This is a genomic window from Stenotrophomonas sp. LST15-1-1.1, from assembly GCF_040815575.1.
In the GTDB taxonomy this organism is placed as follows: Bacteria; Pseudomonadota; Gammaproteobacteria; order Xanthomonadales; family Xanthomonadaceae; genus Stenotrophomonas; species Stenotrophomonas lactitubi_B.
Map to the genome: position 1 here is coordinate 13,376 of NZ_JBFPNJ010000002.1, position 18,079 is coordinate 31,454.

General features: G+C 66.5%; 18 protein-coding genes. 2 read left to right on the forward strand and 16 right to left on the reverse strand.

All coding sequences use genetic code 11. The features are described from left to right. Nucleotides 1-3 precede the first annotated feature (3 nt). From MRBLST15_RS06820 to MRBLST15_RS06885, 14 genes are all read right to left on the reverse strand, one after another. Nucleotides 4-216 (reverse strand): ParD-like family protein, encoded by a 213-nt coding sequence (locus MRBLST15_RS06820; protein ID WP_367785547.1) that lies wholly within the window; start codon nucleotides 214-216, stop codon nucleotides 4-6. Between the two features lie 67 nt (nucleotides 217-283). Next, nucleotides 284-643: a bleomycin resistance protein gene (locus tag MRBLST15_RS06825; RefSeq protein WP_367785548.1), complete on the reverse strand. Its 360-nt coding sequence runs from the start codon at nucleotides 641-643 to the stop codon at nucleotides 284-286. Nucleotides 644-779: 136 nt separating this feature from the next. Then, on the reverse strand, nucleotides 780-1,664 hold the full coding sequence (locus tag MRBLST15_RS06830; protein ID WP_367785549.1) for an arginase family protein: 885 nt from the start codon (nucleotides 1,662-1,664) through the stop codon (nucleotides 780-782). Between the two features lie 3 nt (nucleotides 1,665-1,667). Further along, a complete protein-coding gene (locus tag MRBLST15_RS06835) occupies nucleotides 1,668-2,732 on the reverse strand; it encodes a GNAT family N-acetyltransferase (protein ID WP_367785550.1) in 1,065 nt (354 codons plus the stop codon). A 32-nt stretch (nucleotides 2,733-2,764) separates the two neighbouring features. Further along, nucleotides 2,765-4,165 carry an aspartate aminotransferase family protein gene (locus MRBLST15_RS06840; RefSeq protein ID WP_312705292.1) on the reverse strand — a complete coding sequence of 467 codons (1,401 nt, stop codon included), beginning with the start codon at nucleotides 4,163-4,165 and terminating at the stop codon, nucleotides 2,765-2,767. Between the two features lie 48 nt (nucleotides 4,166-4,213). After that, complete coding sequence (locus MRBLST15_RS06845; protein WP_265951624.1) at nucleotides 4,214-4,900, reverse strand: MtnX-like HAD-IB family phosphatase; 687 nt, start codon at nucleotides 4,898-4,900, stop codon at nucleotides 4,214-4,216. Between the two features lie 127 nt (nucleotides 4,901-5,027). Beyond that, nucleotides 5,028-6,230, reverse strand: a complete 1,203-nt coding sequence (locus MRBLST15_RS06850; RefSeq protein ID WP_265951623.1) for a DegT/DnrJ/EryC1/StrS family aminotransferase — start codon at nucleotides 6,228-6,230, stop codon at nucleotides 5,028-5,030. Then, a complete protein-coding gene (locus tag MRBLST15_RS06855; protein WP_265951622.1) occupies nucleotides 6,227-6,622 on the reverse strand; it encodes a DMT family transporter in 396 nt (131 codons plus the stop codon). Before MRBLST15_RS06855 ends, MRBLST15_RS06850 begins: the two co-directional genes overlap by 4 nt. Then, nucleotides 6,619-6,978, reverse strand: coding sequence for an EamA family transporter (locus tag MRBLST15_RS06860; protein ID WP_312705290.1), 360 nt, complete (start codon nucleotides 6,976-6,978; stop codon nucleotides 6,619-6,621). Before MRBLST15_RS06860 ends, MRBLST15_RS06855 begins: the two co-directional genes overlap by 4 nt. 1 nt (nucleotide 6,979) lies before the next feature. Continuing rightward, nucleotides 6,980-7,816, reverse strand: a complete 837-nt coding sequence (locus tag MRBLST15_RS06865) for an alpha/beta hydrolase (RefSeq protein WP_312705289.1) — start codon at nucleotides 7,814-7,816, stop codon at nucleotides 6,980-6,982. 79 nt (nucleotides 7,817-7,895) lie between these two features. Then, nucleotides 7,896-9,275 carry a sensor histidine kinase gene (locus MRBLST15_RS06870; protein ID WP_312705288.1) on the reverse strand — a complete coding sequence of 460 codons (1,380 nt, stop codon included), beginning with the start codon at nucleotides 9,273-9,275 and terminating at the stop codon, nucleotides 7,896-7,898. Continuing rightward, nucleotides 9,272-9,943 carry a response regulator gene (locus MRBLST15_RS06875; protein ID WP_089239707.1) on the reverse strand — a complete coding sequence of 224 codons (672 nt, stop codon included), beginning with the start codon at nucleotides 9,941-9,943 and terminating at the stop codon, nucleotides 9,272-9,274. Before MRBLST15_RS06875 ends, MRBLST15_RS06870 begins: the two co-directional genes overlap by 4 nt. 131 nt (nucleotides 9,944-10,074) lie before the next feature. Then, entirely contained in the window at nucleotides 10,075-11,208 is a 1,134-nt protein-coding gene (locus MRBLST15_RS06880; RefSeq protein WP_414716136.1) for a metallophosphoesterase, read from the reverse strand. Nucleotides 11,209-11,273: 65 nt separating this feature from the next. Then, a complete protein-coding gene (locus MRBLST15_RS06885) occupies nucleotides 11,274-11,723 on the reverse strand; it encodes a winged helix-turn-helix transcriptional regulator (protein ID WP_265951618.1) in 450 nt (149 codons plus the stop codon). Nucleotides 11,724-11,801: 78 nt separating this feature from the next. Between MRBLST15_RS06885 and MRBLST15_RS06890 the strand changes: the two genes are divergently transcribed. Then, the gene (locus tag MRBLST15_RS06890; protein ID WP_367785552.1) at nucleotides 11,802-12,983 is read left to right on the forward strand and encodes an MFS transporter; all 1,182 of its coding nucleotides are present in this window, start codon (nucleotides 11,802-11,804) and stop codon (nucleotides 12,981-12,983) included. Between the two features lie 40 nt (nucleotides 12,984-13,023). On the opposite strand, the gene MRBLST15_RS06895 is transcribed toward MRBLST15_RS06890, so the two are convergent. Then, the gene (locus tag MRBLST15_RS06895) at nucleotides 13,024-14,439 is read right to left on the reverse strand and encodes a GGDEF domain-containing protein (RefSeq protein WP_367785553.1); all 1,416 of its coding nucleotides are present in this window, start codon (nucleotides 14,437-14,439) and stop codon (nucleotides 13,024-13,026) included. A 287-nt stretch (nucleotides 14,440-14,726) separates the two neighbouring features. On the opposite strand from MRBLST15_RS06895, the gene MRBLST15_RS06900 reads away from it, so the two are divergent. Further along, nucleotides 14,727-16,973, forward strand: a complete 2,247-nt coding sequence (locus tag MRBLST15_RS06900; RefSeq protein WP_367785554.1) for a TonB-dependent siderophore receptor — start codon at nucleotides 14,727-14,729, stop codon at nucleotides 16,971-16,973. A 46-nt stretch (nucleotides 16,974-17,019) separates the two neighbouring features. Here MRBLST15_RS06900 and MRBLST15_RS06905 read toward each other — a convergent pair whose 3' ends face one another. Beyond that, nucleotides 17,020-17,946 carry a hypothetical protein gene (locus tag MRBLST15_RS06905; protein ID WP_367785555.1) on the reverse strand — a complete coding sequence of 309 codons (927 nt, stop codon included), beginning with the start codon at nucleotides 17,944-17,946 and terminating at the stop codon, nucleotides 17,020-17,022. Between the last annotated feature and the right edge of the window lie 133 nt (nucleotides 17,947-18,079).

Genomic DNA, 18,079 nt, shown 5'->3' on the forward strand with positions numbered 1-18,079 from the left:
GGCTCAGGCCCGCACGGGCGCAAGCAGCTGCGGCTGCACGCCGGCGGCGCGCAGTTCGCTGGCGACAACGTCCTGGAAGCTCAGGGTCGGGTTCATCTCGCACAGCATGCCGACCCGGATCCAGAACGTGGCCTGGGCATTGATCGAGCGGTTGGAGACGGTGCAGGCACGGCGCAGCTGGTCGTGCAGGGTGTCATCGATGTTGACGATGCCCATGAGCGTTCTCGGTAGGGGATATATGGATCGTATGCGAAACGTATATTCCCGCTCAAGCGCGTGGCATTCAGCCTGCGTGCGTGGCGAAGCGCAGGCGGTTGCCGTCCGGATCGACGATCAGCATTTCGCGGCTTCCCCAATCGGTATCGTGTGGCGGCTGCTCGATGGGCACCCCCGCAGCGCTGAACGCGCGGTGCAGGGCATCGACGTCGGCGACGATGAAATACACCGCGCCGCCCACTTCGCAATCACCGCTGTGTTCGGTCAGGAAGATCGTCTGGCCCTCGCGGGTGAGCTGGGCGAACAGCGGCAAGCCAGGTTCGAAGCGGTGCTCCCAGTCGACGACGAAGCCCAGGCCCTGCACGTAGAACGGCAGGCTGGTATCGGCATGGCGCATGCGCAGCTGCGGGATGACGGTCTGGGGCATGGCGGCGGCTCCGGGGCGGGAGTCCAGTGTAGTGCCGAGCCATGCTCGGCTATCGCCATTTGTAGAGTCGAGCCATGCTCGACTCAGGGGACCGCGAACAGCAGCCGAGCATGGCTCGGCTCTACAAAAAAAGCGCTCAGCAGGCAGTCGGCACTGCGGCCATCGCCGCCAGCAGTTCGCGGTTCACCTGCTGGTGCTGCTGTTGCCAAGCCGGCAGATCGCTTGCAGTGATGTCCGGTTGCCCATCCAGGGACGACAACCAGCGCTTGAAACGGCTCTGGTAGTTGGGCAGTGATACTTCGCCGGTGATATCGCTGCCCACCAGTCCACCCGTGCGCAGCGCCTCGATCACCATCAGCGCGTGTTCAAGCTGGAAGCGGCCCTGATCCCAGTTGCTGCGCGCTACCTCTTCGGCGAACACGTCCTTGTCGATCGACAGATAGGTGGGCCGCGGCGCCTGCGCCTGTTCGGCGGCGAACGCGGCAACCAGTGCCTCGGGATGTTCGAAGCGACGGAAGGCGCCTGCCATGCCCATGCGGCTGGCCCAGCCCACATCCACGTCCATGCACCAGTAGGTCAGCCGTCGCCCCAGCAAGGGCCGCCAGTGGTTCTCCCACGCGTGGCCCAGGCCGATATCGGTGGAGGTGATGCCCAGCACGTGCACATGCGATACCTGCGGCAACGCAGCGGCGGCATTCACCCAGGAACCGCAGTGCATGCCGAAGGGAAAGCGCATGTTGTCCGGGTGGTTGTCCAGCACCACCAGCTGGAACGGGGCGCGCGTGTGCAGGCGCTGCAGCAGTGGCAGGCTGAGATGGTGGAAGTCGCCGCTGCCGAGCATCACAGTGCCGAGCTGTGCCGGCAGCGGCAACAGAACGTCATTGGCGAAGCGTGACAGCGTGGTGTTGCGGCAGGCGAAGCGCAGCGGGTCATGCCAGTGCTGCAGTGCGAGTGTGCGTGACTGCGGCAGGGGCAGTACGCCAGCATCGAGGTCGAGGATCAGCGGGGGACGCTGTTGCATCGGTCAGCCGCCTCCATCCGGCTCACCCTGCAGGTGCGGGGCCAGCCTGCGCAGGGCGGCGCGCAGCAGGCGCGAGCGCGCGTGCACCGCGTGCACGGTGGAGGTGAAGCGGGCTCCCAGTTCGGCCTTGATGCGTGAATCGGTCCAGCCCGCGACGTAGTGGCTGAGGCCGTGCTGCAACGCGTATTCCAGGTTGTGCATCCAGCTGACCGAATACAGGTTGTGGTCGCGCGACTGCGGATAGGACAGACCGATGTACTTGTCCACCAGCTTGCCGGCGTGCACGTAACACAGGTTCCAGCCGATCAGCTCGCCGTTGTGGCGATAGAGGAACAAGCGCCCCTGGCCCTGCGTGTCTGCCAACAGGTGTTGGAAGAAGGCCAGGTCGAGCTGGTCGAAATGCACGGCGCTCTGTGCATACACCTGCAGGTACAGCGCGTGCAGTTCGGCCTGCAGCCGTGGCTCGGCAAGGGCGGGATCGCCGGTAGCGATACAGTCGATCTGCAGGTGGGCACGCGAGCGCAGTTTGCGCCGGATGTTCTTGCGCCGGGCAGTGGACAGGCGCGCCAGGTAGGCGTCGATGTCATCGAAATCGATCGCCACCCATGCCAGCGGCATGCCTTCCAGCGGGATGAAGCCGCGTTCCAGCAGCGCATGCAGGAAGGCCTGGCTGTGTGCGTTGGCCGCATCGTCCAGCAAGGGCGAATCGATTGCCAGATCCTTGACCACCAGCAGTCGACTGTCACTGACGCCGTGGCGCAGCACGTCGTCGGCCAGTGCAGCCGCCGACACATGTGCCGGCAGCGGTGTGTACTCGGTGCTGGTGGCGCCGATGAACCGCGTCTGCCAGGTCAGCCACGGCCGCCACAGGCGCGACAGCGGCAGCCCCAACAGGCGCGAGCGCAATGTATCGTCCAGGGTGGTGGTCAGATCCAGCGGCGCACGGAAGCTGGGCAGGCCGCTGGGCAGGCGGCTGGCATCGAACCCGAGGGGCGGGTGGGCCAGGAAGCCCTCCAGCAGCGCGGCCGGTTCCAGCGCGGTGCTGGAAACACGCGGGATCATGTCCATGCGGGGCACGGGAACCGGCAGCGCATTGCCGCTCAGCCCTTGGCCTTGGTCAGCAGCTGGTCCAGCAGGGTGATCGCCAGATCGATCTCTTCGTAGGTGATGTTCAACGAGGGCGCGAAGGTGATCACGTTCTTGTACCAGCCACCGACATCGAGCACGAGGCCCATGCGCTTGCCGTCGTGCAGCAGGTCGCCGGCCAGGCCGATGTCGACCATGCGGTCCAGCAGCTCACGGTTCGGGGTGAAGCCATCGGCGGCGCAGATTTCCGCACGCAGGGCCAGGCCGAGGCCATCGACATCGCCGATTTCCGGATGGCGCTTCTGCAGGCCGCGCAGGCCGTCGAGAAAGTAGGCGCCCTTTTCCGGCACGGTACGCTCGTAGTCCATCTCCTTGCCCAGCTTCAGCACTTCCAGGCCCAGGCGCGTACCCAGCGGATTGGAGTTGAAGGTGGAGTGGGTGGAGCCCGGCGGGAACACGGTCGGGTTGATCAGCTCTTCGCGCGCCCACAGGCCCGACAACGGGTTGAGGCCGTTGGTCAGCGCCTTGCCGAACACCAGCACGTCCGGGGTGACACCGAAGTGCTCGATGGACCACAACTTGCCGGTGCGCCAGAACCCCATCTGGATTTCATCGACGACCATCAGGATGCCGTACTTGTCCAGCACGCGCTTGAGACCCTTGAAGAAGTTGCGCGGCGGAATGACATAGCCGCCGGTGCCCTGGATCGGCTCGACATAGAACGCGGCGTACTCGGCCTGGCCGACCTTGGGATCCCACACGCCGTTGTACTCGCTTTCGAACAGGCGCTCGAACTGGTGCACGCAGTGGTCGGAGTATTCGTCCGGGGTCATGCCCTTCGGGCGGCGGAACGGATACGGGAACGGGATGAACATCGCGCGTTCGCCGAAGTGGCCGTAACGACGGCGGTAGCGGTAGCTGGAGGTGATCGACGAGGCGCCGAGGGTGCGGCCGTGGTAGCCGCCTTCGAACGCGAACATCAGGCTCTTGCCGTTGCGCGCGTTGCGGACGATCTTCAGCGAATCCTCGACCGCCTGCGCACCACCGACGTTGAAGTGCACGCGACCATCGAGGCCGAACTTCTCGTGCATGTCCACCGCGATGGTCTTGGCCAGCTGCACACGCGTCGGGTGCAGATACTGGCTGGCGACCTGCGGCAGGGTGTCGATCTGATCCTTCAGCGCATTGTTCAGGCGCTGGTTGGCGTAACCGAAGTTGCACGCCGAGTACCACATCTGCAGATCGAGGTACGGGGTGCCGGCGGCGTCGAACATGTAGCTGCCTTCGCAACGCTGGAAGATCTTCGGCGGATCGACGTAGTGCACGGTGTCGCCGAAGGAGCTGTAGCGGGATTCGTCTGCCAGCAGCTGCGCATCGGTGATGGCGGCATCGGCGTTCTTGTCAAAAATATTCATCGGTTCGGTTCCGGAGAGGGCATTCGAAGGAAGCAACGGGCGGAGCGATCAGGCGGTGGCGAGCAGCCGCGGAAGCGAGGGCTGAAGCAGGCTGCCGTCGAGCAGGCGCGGCAGCAGCGCAGTAGCGTCGTGGAAGGTGTCGATGGCGGCGTGGGGAATGCCGGCGTCGGTGCAATGGGCAATCAGGCGACGCTTGGCGAATACGAAATCGGCGTGTTCGGACACGCAGAAATCCGAGGCGCCATCGCCGATCATCAGCACGCGGGGCGCTTCGTCGGCACGTGCCTGCGCTGCGCAGGTGCACTTGCAGGTGCCGCTGCGGCAGCCTTCGGCCTGATACGGGGATTCCAGCTGCCAATGGCCGTCACACCACCGCAGGTGGTTGGCCACTACAGGCAGCGGCGGCAGGCCATGGTTGGCGAGGATGCGATGGATCGCGTAGTCCAGCCCGTCGCTGACGATGCGCAGTGGCAGGCCCAACGCGTGTGCGCGATTGACGAAGGCGGCGAAGCCCGGATCGATCCGTACCTGGTCCAGGTGTGCATCGAGGGTGGCCGGATCCAGCTTCAGCAGGCGGACCTGGCCCTGCATGCATTCACGCGAGCCGATCTCACCCGAACGCCACTGATCTTCCAGCTGCTGCCACCCGGGCTGGCCGAAGTTTTCCAACAGTGAATCGATGACGTCCTCGAGGCTGATGGTGCCATCGAAGTCACACAGGATGCTCCATTGCATGGGCAGCTCCGTCGATGAAGAGAGGCCTTGGCACGATGCCGGCGACGGGGCCAATGTAGGCAGGCCGTCTTTCTCGTTCCTTTCCGCCTGAAAGCTTGAGCGGAGGCACTCGGGAAGCGTTCAGCCACTACTGGCGCGCCAGTACCTTCACGATCTCGCCGGTGTCGGCATGGGTCAGCCAGGGGCTGTTGCCCACGGTCAGGCAGCGGGCGGCGAAGTCGCGGGCATGGGGTACATCCGCGTCTGCAACGACGCCTCGCAGATAGGCGTAGTCCGGCAGGGCATGGATGAACATTCGGCTGACCCCCAGGCCGCGCTGCCACAGCGCGGACAGCGCCTTGTCGCGTGCACGTTCGCTGGGCAGCAGCAGCATCAGCATCGGCCAGGTGCCAAGGGTGCCAGGCATTCCGTCCACCACTTCAATGGCAGGCAGCGACTCCAGCTGCACGCGCAGCTGCAGCGCACGCAGGCGGGCCGCCTGCAGGAAGGCGGGCAGGCGCTGTGCTGCGCGTGCACCGACGTTCTGCCGCCAGCGGCTGACGCGATGCTGCGGAACATCCAACGGAAACACATCACCCACCGCAGCTTCCAGGTCGCCACCGCGCAGGGCACGCCGCAGCGGGTTTCCATACACCAACGACAGCAGGGAAGGGCGGTAGCATGCCGCCAGGCCCAGCAGCTGCAGGCTGCGGGTCAGCTCCCAGCGCAGGCTGAAGGGCGTGCTTCCTGCGGCCTGCTCGATCAATGCCGCGCGCAGTGCTTCGTCACGCGTCAGCAGCAGGCCGCCCTCATGCAGGCTCAGCCCTTTGCCGGCGGCCAGGCTGAAGAAGCCGATGTCACCGCGCAGGCCGACGCTGTTGCCGGCCACGCGCGCACCCAGTGCCTGCGCAGCGTCCTCGATCACCCATGCGCCGACGCGGTGCGCGATGGCACATGCGCGATCTACATCGGCGATGCGCCCGCCCAGGTGCGTGGGAATGATCGCCAGAGTGCGTGCATCGGCTGCGGCGTGCAGTGCCGCCGGGTCGAAATCGAAATGGTCGGGGCGGGTATCGCACAGCTGTATGCGCAGGCCGAGGCTGTGCACGGCAATCGGCACCAGCGGACAGGTATAGGCCGGCAGGATCACCGTATCGCGCTGCGGCGCGCGCCTGCGCAGGGTGCGCAGGGCGATCAGCAGGGCGTGGGTGCCCGAGCAGGTCAGCTGCAGTGGCGGGGTGCCCAGCTGCTCGGCGAGAATCGCGCACAGGTCACCGCCGCCGGGAAGGAAATCGCCGGCCTGCAAGGGCAGACCGGCGGTGGGCGGCAACTCCCGCGACAACAGGCTCACGGGGCCGCTTCGGCAGCGTGCGGATCATTCGCCTCGGCGCGGCCCAGGCAGATGATGCCGGCCACGATCAGCACCGCACCGATCAGGTGATGCAGCGTCAATGGTTCGTGCAGCAGCCACGCCGACAGCAGCAGTACGCTGATCACTTCCAGATGCGAGGCGGCGAACGCAGGACCGATCGGCGCGTGCCGCAGCAGGCTCATCCAGGTAAAGAACGCGCCGACGTAACCGAGCATCGCGCCGTACACCCACGGCTGCGACAGCACGCGCAGCAGCCAGGCGGTGTTGGCCTCGACCGGCAGCGCGGCGTCGCCGGCATACTTGAAGCACAGCTGGGCCAAGGTGTCGAAGGCCATCAGCAGCGGGAAGCCGATCAGGTACAGCCGCCTCATGTTCCGGCTCCAACCACGGCAACGCCGGCGCTGACCAGCAGCATGCCGGTCACCCGCAACGGCGTCAGCCGCTCGCGGAACAGGATGCGGCCGGCAACCATCAGCGCGACGATGTTGATTGAGCCGAGCAGCACGCCCTGCGACAACGGTACCAGCGACAGGAAGGCGATCCAGGCGACGAATTCAAGCACGTAGCAGGCGATGCCCAGCCACAGCCAGGGACGGCCGAACATGTGTTTCCAGCGCTGCAGGCCTTCGGCGTCCTGCGGGTCGCTGGCGGCGGCCTTGAAGGCCAGCTGGCCGCCGGTGTCGAGCACCACGTTGACCAGCCACAGCAGGGTGGCAAGCGATCCCATCTCAGGCGACCGCCTGCAGCACGCTCGCACGTTCGCCGATGTCGCTGAAGAAGCGCGCGCTGCGACGGATCACCTCGCGCCGTTCGCGATCGATGGTGATCATGTGGTAGCTGTCTTCCAGCACCACCAGCTCGGTCGGTCCGCTGACGCGCGAGATCACCAGTTCGGCATTGCCCATGCTGGCCACGTCGTCCTCGCGGGCGTGCATCACCAGGCACGGTGCCGTGACCTGGTGCAGGTGACGGCGCGTCCAGGTGCTCAGTGCCCGCATTTCGGCCAACGCATGCCACGGATTGCCCGGCAGGCCGGCAGCGGCACTGTCACCGGACAGCATGGCGGCGCTGACCTGCGCGCGCAGGCGCTCGTCGCGCAGGCCATACGGCGGCTCTTCCATGAACATGCGGTCGCGGCCGATGCCCAGGCGCTTGAACCACGGCAGCAGGAACGAGAAGCGCGCGACCGCCGGAATGTTCCAACCGTCGTAGCGGAAGGTGGCGCCGTACACGCCCACGCCGGAGACCCAGTCCGGCCGGCGCGCGGCCAGTGCCAGCGCCAGCACCGCACCCATCGACAGCCCGCCGACGAACAGCTGGTCGACCTTGCCGCGCAGGTTCGCGGCCGCATCTTCCACGCCTTGGTACCACTGTTCCCAGCGGGTCTGCAGCAGGTCCTCGACGCTGCCGCAGTGGCCCGGCAACTGCACACCGTGCACGCTGAAGCCGGCGTTGTTCAGGCCTTTGCCCAGCATGCGCATCTCGGCCGGCGTGCCGGTCAGGCCATGGATCAGCAGGACGCCCTGCGGGCCACCGGGAAGAAAGAACTCATGGGATGCGGACACCAGTCGGCTCCAGCGCGGCAGTCGGGAAGGTCAGCATCGCAAGCGCGATTTTCGGCAACCTTTCAACGGCCCGGCTGGATCAAGGGCCCTTCAGCAACGGTATGGTGATGGACACCTTCAGGCCGCCAGCGGGGCGGTTGAGGTAGCCCAGGCGCCCGCCCAGATGCTCGACGGCCTCATGAGCGATGGCCAGGCCCAGGCCGGTACCACTGGCGGCAGTGCCAGGTGCGCGGAAGAAGCGTTCCCCCAACCGCGACATCACGTCCTCGGGTACGCCCGGGCCGTTGTCTTCGACGTACAGCTCGACATCGTTGTCGTCCAAAGCGTGCACGCCCACCGTGACAGTCGCATCCGTGCCGGCGTAGCGCAGGGCGTTGTCGATCAGATTGTCCAGCGCCTCGTGCAGCATGGCGCCGTTGCCCAGTATCCGCACCGGCTGCTGCGGACCCAGGTAGCCCAGGTCGGTGCCATCGCGGATCGCTTCGGGCACGCGCATGCCCACCCATTGCGGCACCAGTTCGGACAGGTCCAATGCCTCCACCGTCTCCGGCACGGTCTGGGCACGGCTCAACGCCAGCAGCTGGGTGCTGACGCGGGCAGTTCGCTGGTTGAGCCGGCGGATGTTCTGCAGCGCTTCGCGCACGGTCTCCGGATCGCCGTGGGCCAGTGCCTGGTCCACGTGCAGTGCCATGCCCGCCAGCGGCGAGCGCAACTGGTGGGCGGCATCGGCAATGAAGCGGTTCTGCAGCGTGATCATTTCCGCCTGCCGCGCGAACAGGCCGTCGATGGTGCTGATCAGGGGTTGGATCTCCTCGGGCACGTCGGCATCGGAAATCGGTGCCAGCTCGCCGCGGCGCTGGGCCAATCGCGAGGTCAGCGGAGTCAGGATACGCAGGCCGTGGGTCACGCCGAACCAGACCAGCGCCGCCATTCCCAGGGCCAGCATGGCCATCAGGGGAATGACGATCATCAGGATCTCGCGTGCGCGCTGGCGACGGTCGGCCATGCTTTCGGCCACGGTCACCGCCAACTGGTCCTGCGGATCGTTCATCGCCTGGGTGCAGACCGTCGACATGCGTACCTGCTGGCCGTTCAATTCACCTTCGTACAGCGCCGGATGCGTGCCGCTGCAGTCCTGCGACGGTGCATAGGCGCTGAAATCGGCGTTGCCGGCGATGGTGCCCAGGCGGCTGCTGTCGACGTTGAAGTAACGATGACCGTCCGGGTCGTACTCGATGAGGAAACGTGCCTGCGGGGACAGGTCGCTGCTGACCGGCATCGTGCTGAGCATCTGCGCGAACGATACGGTGTCGTCGGTCAGGTTGCGGTCGTGGATACGGTTGGAGTAGTCCAGCGCTACGTAGTACGCCAGCAGCGTGTTGAAGGTCAGCAGGCCCAGCATCGGCAGCGCCAGGAAGGCGAGCAGGCGCCGGCGCAGGCTGGGCGGTCCGCTGATCACGGGCTGGCGTCTTCCAGCATGTAGCCCAGCCCGCGTACGGTGCGGATGCCCATGCCGCCCGGCTGCAGCTTGCGGCGCAGGCGATGCAGGGCGATGTCCAGGCCGTTGTCGGTCAGGTCCTGGCCCCAGTCGCACAGGGCCTCCACCAGCTGCGCACGGGAGACGATGCGCTCGGCACGCACCGCCAGGGCGGACAGCAGGCCGAATTCGCGCGCCGTCAGCTCCAGCGTCTGCTCGTCTATCCACACTCGGTGCCCGGTCAGGTCCAGGCGCAGCCGGCCGATGCGCAGGTCGGGGTTGCCGTTGCTGGTGACCCGGCGCAGCTGCGCGCGCACGCGTGCTTCGAATTCATCCAGTGCAAACGGTTTGACCAGGTAGTCGTCGGCTCCCAGGTCGAGCACGCGCACGCGCTCGGCCAGGCCATCACGTGCAGTCACCACCAGCACGGCCAGGCCATCACCACGCTGGCGCAACCGCTGCAGTACGTCACGGCCATCCAGCTGGGGCAGGCCAAGATCCAGCACCAGCAGTGCGTATTGGGTGGAATTCAGAGCGGCATCGGCATGCGCGCCGTTGTCCACGTGGTCGACCACGTGGCCCTGCCGGCGCATCGAGGCGCACAGGCCGGAGGCGATGTCGGGGTCGTCTTCTGCGATGAGAACGCGCATGCGCGGGGCTCCTGGGGGCGGATGGGCCGCCCGCTGGACAGGGCGGGCCTCTCGGCTGCCGAGGGTAGCGGCAAACCGGGTGCAGGTGGCGGCCGTGGGGGACCTGGACCGGCCCGGCGCTGGCCCTTCGTTCAGTCCTGCAGGCCGGGCTCGCCCTTGGCCAGTGGCACCCGCGAACCGTCCAGCAGGCCCCGAGTGAGCTTGCCGCCCTCGATGAACAGCAGCTCGCCGTTCTCGCCATTCTTGATGCTGCTGTCGATGGCGATCACGCGGCCGTCGTGGAAGCTGCTGACATGTGGCATGGAGGTGTGGCCGACCACGATGCGCTTGAGCTGGAGGCGGTCGAGCACGGCCTGCACGCCCTGGGTGTCCAGTCGTCCGTCGAAGTAGCCGCGGTACCAGATCGGGCTGGTCTTGCCGTCATACAGCGGTGCAGTGGCGGGGTCTGCCTTCACCTCGGCCTTGGGGATGCCCAGCGAGGCCTGGTAGGCGGCGTTGGTGTGGGCCGGGTCCAATGCCATCTGCACGGCATCGGGCGAGATGCCGCCGTGCAGGAACAGGGTATCGCCGATCTGCAGCAGCACCGGGCGCGTACGCAGCCACTGGCCGATCACCGAGTCGGCAGCATACAGCTGCGGGTAGCTGCGGCCGAGCAACTGCGCGCTGCGCAGGTATTTCGGGTTGACGTAGCGCAGGTCGTCATAGAGCACCATGGTCTCGTGGTTGCCGAGCACGAAATGCACCGCGCCACCGGCCGCTGCCGCCTGCTGCTGCAGGCCGTACAGCAGCCAGAACGCTTCGGTCACCCGCGGGCCACGATCGAACACGTCGCCCGCGATCACCAGCGTGTCCGTGCCCAGGGCCCAGCGGTCCTGCGCGTCGATCACCCGGTTGGCGCGCAGCAGGCGCACCAGCAGGTCGTACTGGCCGTGGATGTCGGACACGGCGACGATACGCGGCACCGCCGGCAGCACGGATACCGACGGCGCATTCGGCGGCAGCACATGCACTGCATGCGGGTAGCCGCAGTGCGCGGCAACGTCCGTGCCCTCGCTGCCGGCGTGCACGGTATGGGTTTCCACCTGGTCCTGGCAGATCCACTGTGCTTTCAGCTGCGCACCTTCACGGAACAGGTAAGGACCATCGCTGTCCACGTGTTCTGCGGGTGCCGCCACGTCGCGGGCAAAGGCCAGTGGTGCAGCGTGCAGCAAGGCCAGCGGCAGCAGGATCGACAGGGTTCGGGCGTAGTTCGGCATCGGTGGCATTCAGCGACGGAGGACAACCGATGCTAACCGTCCCCAAAGGTCGCCGGTGTGCGTGAACGGGCGGATCAGGCCCGGTCGCCTGGTTCCTTGAGCTTGCGTACGCGGGTATCGGCGGCGTGCAGGGGCCGGCCGTCGCGTCCGTGGGGCCGCATATAGGGCAGCGGCCGGCGGCTGCTGGATTCGATCAGCTGCGAGTGTGCCTCGCCTGCAGCGAAGCGATGCCGTTCTCCCCATTGGCGCAGGGCGACCAGCAGCGGGAACAGGTCCTGGCCGGCCGCGGTGAGCACGTAGTCCTGGTACGCGCTGCCATCGGCGGCAGGCTGCTGCACCAGCAGTCCCGCCTCGACCAGTCGCCGCAGGCGGTCGCTGAGGATGTTGCGCGCCGCGCCCAGGCTGCGCTGGAAATCGCCGAAGCGGCTGACGCCATCGAAGGCGTCGCGGATGATCAGCAACGCCCAGCGGTCGCCAAGCAGATCGGCGCTGCGGGCCACGGGGCAGGGGCTGTTGGCGTGCATGGGGAAGTCCTCGGTTGTGGTTGCAGTTTAAAACCAGTGGCGCTACCGTGCACGCAGTTTCAAATTGCAACCACGCTGATGATGCCTTCGCTGTCCCGCCCGCTGTTGGGCCTGCTCGCCATTGCTGCCGGTGCCAGCGTGGCCAATGTCTACTTCGCGCAGCCGCTGCTGGAGCGCCTGGCCCACGATTTCGCCCTGGATGCCGCGGTGGCCGGTGCACTGCTGGCTGCCACCCAGGCCGGCAGCGTGCTGGCCCTGCTCGGGCTGCTGCCCTTGGCTGATCGTGGCGACCGTCGCCGACTGCTGCGGGTGCAATTGCTGGCACTGGTGGTGGCACTGCTATGGCTGGCCGCCGCCCGCAGCACCGCATGGTTGCTGTCGGGCATGCTGCTGGCGGGGCTGCTCGGTACGGCGCTCACCCAAGGACTGATCGCCTACGCCGCCAACCTGGCTGCACCGGAGCAGCGCGGGCGGGTGGTTGGCATGGTCCAGGGCGGCGTGTTCATCGGCCTGCTGTCGGCGCGCGTGGTGTCCGGCGCGGTCGCCGCCGTAGCGGGATGGCGCGCGGTGTACCTGCTGTCGGCAGTGCTGATGGCGGCGCTGGCACTGCTGCTGTGGCGGCGTCTGCCGCACGTGCCGGCGCCTGCGATGTCGCCGGCCTGGCGCGAGCTGCTGCGCTCCATGGTCCAGATGCTTCAGCAGGATCGTGCGCTGCGCGAACGTGGGCCCTTGGCACTGCTGTTGTTTGCCGGTCTCAATGTGTTCTGGGCCGCGGTGCCGCTGCCGTTGTCGGCGCCGCCCTTTAGCTGGTCCACGGCGGGCATCGGCGCGCTGGGCCTGGCTGGCATCATCGGCGCGCTGCTGGCGGCGCGGGTCGGGCACTGGATGGATCGTGGCTTTGCCCATCGGGTGAGCCTGGGCGCGCTGCTGCTGATGCTGGTCGCCTGGGTGCCACTGCTGGGCCTGCCGCACTCGCTGGCGCTGTTGCTGCTGGGCGTAATAGTGCTGGACCTGGGCGGGCAGGCGTTGCATGTGTCCAACCAGGCCCTGCTGCTGCGTGCTCCGGCCGAGCAGCATGGGCGCCTGGTGGCGCTGTACATGCTGTTCTATGCGGTGGGCAGCGGTATGGGCGCTGCCGCAGGCACCTGGATGCAGGCGCGCTACGGGTGGCCGGCGGTGTGCGCGCTGGGAGCGGGAATCGCCCTGCTGGGCTTGGCGTGGTGGGCGACGTGGCGTATTCCGCGCAACGCCGCCCTGTAGCGTCGAAGCTGCTCGACGCCCTGCCGCGCGCGCTGCTGGCTCAACGTTGCAGCGCGCGCCGCCCTGGTGCCTCGGGCAAGGCAGCGTCGGCCACCACCACGCGGTTGCGGCCCTGTCGCTTGGCGGCGTACATCGCTGCGTCGGCGCGCGCCATCAGCCGTTCGTAATCGGGATGTCCATCGTGTCCGGCTACACCGATGCTGGCGGTCAGCCCCAGCGTCTGTCCATTGGGCAGGGTAATCGGCGATTGTGCGATCTGCCGGCGCAGGCCTTCGGCAATCACCTCCGCCTGCGATTCGCTTGCCGCCACCAGCACCACCACGAACTCCTCGCCGCCGTAGCGGAACAGGTAGTCGCTGCCACGGGTCTGCTGGCCGAGCAGGGCGGCAACGTGCTGCAGGGCGCGGTCGCCCGCGTCGTGACCGTGGCCATCGTTGATCGCCTTGAAATGATCAAGGTCCAGCAACAACAGCGAGAATGGCGTGTGGTTGCGCGTGGACAATTCGATCTCACGGCGCAGCACGGTCGGAAGGAAGCGCCGGTTGAGCAGGTTGGTCAACGCATCGCTGCCCGCATCCAGCTCGCCAATGCGTTCGAACAGCAGCGTCATCAGGTTGCGGATGGTGGCCAGGTCTTCGCGGATTGCCGGCAGGACGACCAGACGTCGTGCTGGATCGTCATCCGTCGCGCGCCGCAGGCTGCTGTCGATGCGCGCCATCAACCCGCCGACCTGCTGTGTCTCGCTGCTTTCGCCGAAGCTGGGAATGCCCTTGTGGGTGAACCACAGGCCGAACTCCGACGTCGCCAGACTCGCGTTGTCGGCACCTGCTGCATGGCCGGCGAGGGTGTACAGCAGGTTGTTTTCCCAATCCAGCAGCAGGGCGCGCTGGCGCTCGCGCTCGGTGCTGACGTTCTGCACCAGCGAGAACAGCCGGTACGCTGCATCGGTGCGCGACGAGCGCTCACGTGCATGCGTATAGGCCAGGGTCATGCCCTCCATGGCGATGTCCATGATCGCGCTCAGGCAATCGATGGCGGCGAAGGCGGTGTCGTTGTCATGGGCGTCGGCGCGCAGGCGCACGAACAGTTCGTGCTTGAGCACGCGTGCTCCGCGAGTCACCAGGTCAACCGGAATGCCGACCCGCGCATGCACATCGCCGATTACGCGCTGCGCGGCGACCGTAGCGGCAATTCCATCCGCATCGGTGGTCAGCAGCTGGGCCAGCCAACGCTGCATCGCCGGTTGCAGGCGCTGCTTGACCTGTTCATGCGACAGGAAGCGGCGCGCACGCGTGTCCTGCAGCAACACTTCGTAGAAGCGCTGCGCCAGCGTCGGCGGTGCATCAGCGGCCACGGCATGCAGCAGCGCGGCGGCAGCGGGGCCGGCCTGCAGCAGACAGTGCTGCCAGGCCTGGGCCAGCGGTTGGCTGGCTTCGTCCAGTTGGGGTGTATCCACGTCGATCTCTAGCGGCGCACAACAGACCACGGTATCGGCCGCAGCTGTCGACGGTTGATGGCAGGTAAGCCAGCCAGTTTAAGCGCCATGCAGGCCGAAAAACCCGGGCAGAGCACATGCCGGCCGATGCCGCAATGCGTTGACGCATTTGAGAATCACTCGCATTTGTGAAAAAATGACGGCAGGAACCGACCTGCGGGCATCCCGCAGTGATCGTTCCACCTCCCCCGTCGCCGCCTCGTGCCCTATGCCAGAGGCTTTCGTTGCCCTGCCAGAAGGTCCAGAACATGCCTGCAACCACTCTTTCACCGCGCCCGCTGGCGCTCGCCGTCGCCGCGCTGCTGGCTGCCGGTACGGTTACCGCGCACGCGGAAACCGATGCCACCGATATCGATACCGTGCATGTCACCGCCTCGCAGATCGCGCGGCAGGCACTGGGCACCTCCACCATCACCGCTGAAGACATCGCCAAGCGGCCGCCGGTCAACGACATCGCCGAGCTGCTGCGGACGATGCCCGGCGTCAATCTGACCGGCAACAGCGCGTCGGGCCAGTACGGCAACAACCGGCAGATCGATCTGCGCGGCATGGGGCCGGAAAATACCCTGATCCTGATCGACGGCAAGCGTGTGGGTGCACGCGACGCGGTGCGCATGGGTCGCAGTGGCGAACGCAACACGCGCGGCGACACCAACTGGGTACCGGCGGAAATGATCGAACGCATCGAAGTGCTGCGCGGCCCGGCGGCGGCGCGCTATGGCTCGGGTGCCTCCGGTGGCGTGGTCAACATCATCACCAAGCGCCCGACCGGCGACCTGACCGGCGCGGTTGACCTGTACGGGCTGGTGCCCGAACACAGTGCCGAAGGTGGCAGCGAGCGCGTCGGCCTGCAGCTGAGCGGGCCGATGACCGACACGCTGTCGTTCCGGCTGTACGGCAACCTCAACAAGACCGATGCCGATTCGCTGGATCTCAACCGCAACTTCGCCACCGCTGCCAACGCGGTACCGCCGGCGGGCCGCGAAGGCGTCAAGAACCGCGATGTCAACGCACTGCTGCGTTGGGACGTGACCGCCAACCAGGTCGTCGAATTCGAGGCCGGCACCAGCCGCCAGGGCAACATCTATGCCGGCGACCGTGCGGTCAGCACCACCGGAACCTCCACCGGCGTCGACCTGGCTGCGCTGGCCGAGCAGCAGGCCGAGACCAATCGCATGTACCGCACCACCGGCGCGATCACCCATCGCGGACGCTGGGGAGATGTCAGCTCGCGGCTGACGGCAGCGGTGGAAGGGGTCAACAACTCGCGCATCAACGAAGGCCTGGCCGGTGGCCCGGAAGGCAGCTTCAATGGTGCCGACTGGTCGACCTCGCGCCTGCGCAACTATCAGCTGGACGGCGAGGTCAGCTTCCCGACCACTCTCGGCGGTGCCGGGAACGTGTGGACGCTGGGCTTCGAATACCTCGACAGCCGCCTGACCGATCCCTACTCGATGAGCCAGTCCAGCAGCAGCGGTGGCGGCATTCCGGGCCTTTCGGCCGATCGCGCACGCGGCAAGTCCGATGCGCAGACCACTGCCGTCTACGTGGAAGACAACATCTACCTGGGTGAACGCTGGATCGTGACCCCGGGCCTGCGCTTCGACCATCACAGCCAGTTCGGCAACAACACCAGCCCGAGCCTCAACGCACAGTTCCGGCTCAACAGCGACTGGGTGGTGAAGGGCGGCATCGCGCGTGCGTTCAAGGCGCCGAACCTGTATCAGTCCAACCCGGACTATCTGTATTACACCCGTGGCAACGGCTGCCCGAACGCATTGCCGAGCCTGGGCGCCGGCTGCTACATGCAGGGCAATGCGGATCTCAAGGCAGAGACCAGCCTGAACAAGGAACTGGGCGTGGAGTGGGCACCGCAGAGCGGCTGGCAGGCCTCGCTGACCTACTTCCACAACGACTACAAGGACAAGATCCAGGCCGGGTACACCCAGATCGGCCTGACGGCCGACAGCAAGGGCCGCATCTTCCGCTGGGAGAATGCACCCAAGGCCATCGTGCAGGGGCTCGAGGGCAACCTGGTGATTCCGCTGCTGGGCGAGCAGGGCGACCGCCTGAAGTGGAGCAACAACTTCACCTACATGGTGGAGAACGAAAACAAGAGCACCGGCCAGCCGTTGTCGGTGATTCCCAAGTACACCGTCAACACCATGCTGGACTGGCAGGCTACCGAGCAGCTGTCGCTGCTGCTGACCGGCACCTTCTACGGCAAGCAGGAACCGGCTACGGCCAACATCAACAACGATCCGCGCTGCACGGCCAACTGCGATGCGTCCACCGTGCTGCAGACCCGCGGCGCGTACAACGTCTGGGGCGTGAGCGCGCGCTACAAGGTGACCGATACGGTCAGCGTGGGCTTCGGCGTCAACAACCTGGCCGACAAGCGCCTGTTCCGCGAGGCCAACAGCAGCGATGCCGGTGCGGCGACGTACAACGAACCCGGCCGCGCGTACTGGGCGAGCCTGCGTTTCGGGTTCTGATCCGATGCGGGGCTGCGCCGGGCGATCCCCGGCGCGGCCTGGTGGTTCACTTCACCTGCCGGCAATCGCGCAGGTGGACGCCGCCGGTATCCATCTTGTCGACTACACCTTCCAGCTTCACCCAGTCATTCTCGCGCAGGGTGGCGCCCAGCGCCATCTGATCCGCGGCCAGTGCGCAGTGCACGGTGAAGTTGGCGTTGTTGTCGCCGTTCGACTGGCGCCCACCGATGCCACCGATGCCCTTCATCTTGGTCACCAGATAGCCCACTTCAATGGTTTTGCTGAAGCGGTTGGGCTGGGCTGTGTAGACCTGGCCATCGATGACAAAGCGACGACCGAAATACTTGACGAGTAATGGCTGGTACATCGCCTCGGTGTCCGGTGCGGTGCCGGTGCCGGAAAACAGCGCTCTGAGCGGTGCGGTGTTGATCTCCCGCTGCAGCCGTTTGGAGTCCTTGCCCATTTCGGTGGACATGCCGACCGCGGTGGCCTGGATCGGCTTGTCGAAACCGCTGGAGACACGCACGGCTTCGGCGATCGCTTCGCCCTCCGGGCCGGTCTTGAGCTTGTCCAGCCAACCACACAGTGCGCTGCGAGCGTCCTCTTCCTTGGCGGTCTGCCCGCGTGACAGCTTGGTGCCGACCACCACGGTGCCTCCATTGGAGGCGGTGATGATGCTGACCAGGGGCATCTTCGTGTCGGTCTGCAGGACATACATCTGTCCTTCGGTCTCGGTTATGACGTCACCACTGACGAAGTTGTTGCCCTCATCAAGTGCCGTCTTGCGCAGCTGGCCCAGCGCACTTCGGGGCTTCAGCCCGGGTAGGGTGACCTCGGAGGTGAAGAACTGCCCATTGCGGGGGTCGCCTACCGAACGGAAATTCTGCTGGCAGGTCTTGGCCGAGGCGTTTGCGACAATGCCAAGTGCGCAGGCTGCGGCGACGGCGATCCAAGGTGTTTTGGTGGTCCACATGCTCCGGATTCCTTGTGTTGGTATGTCCATTGGGGCAACAGAGCCGAGGCGACCCGTCTGCCCGTCCCCGTCCAGGGGGATGCGGTCATCATAGTGTGGCCTGGCATGGGCGCAAGCTGCAGCAACCTGCCTC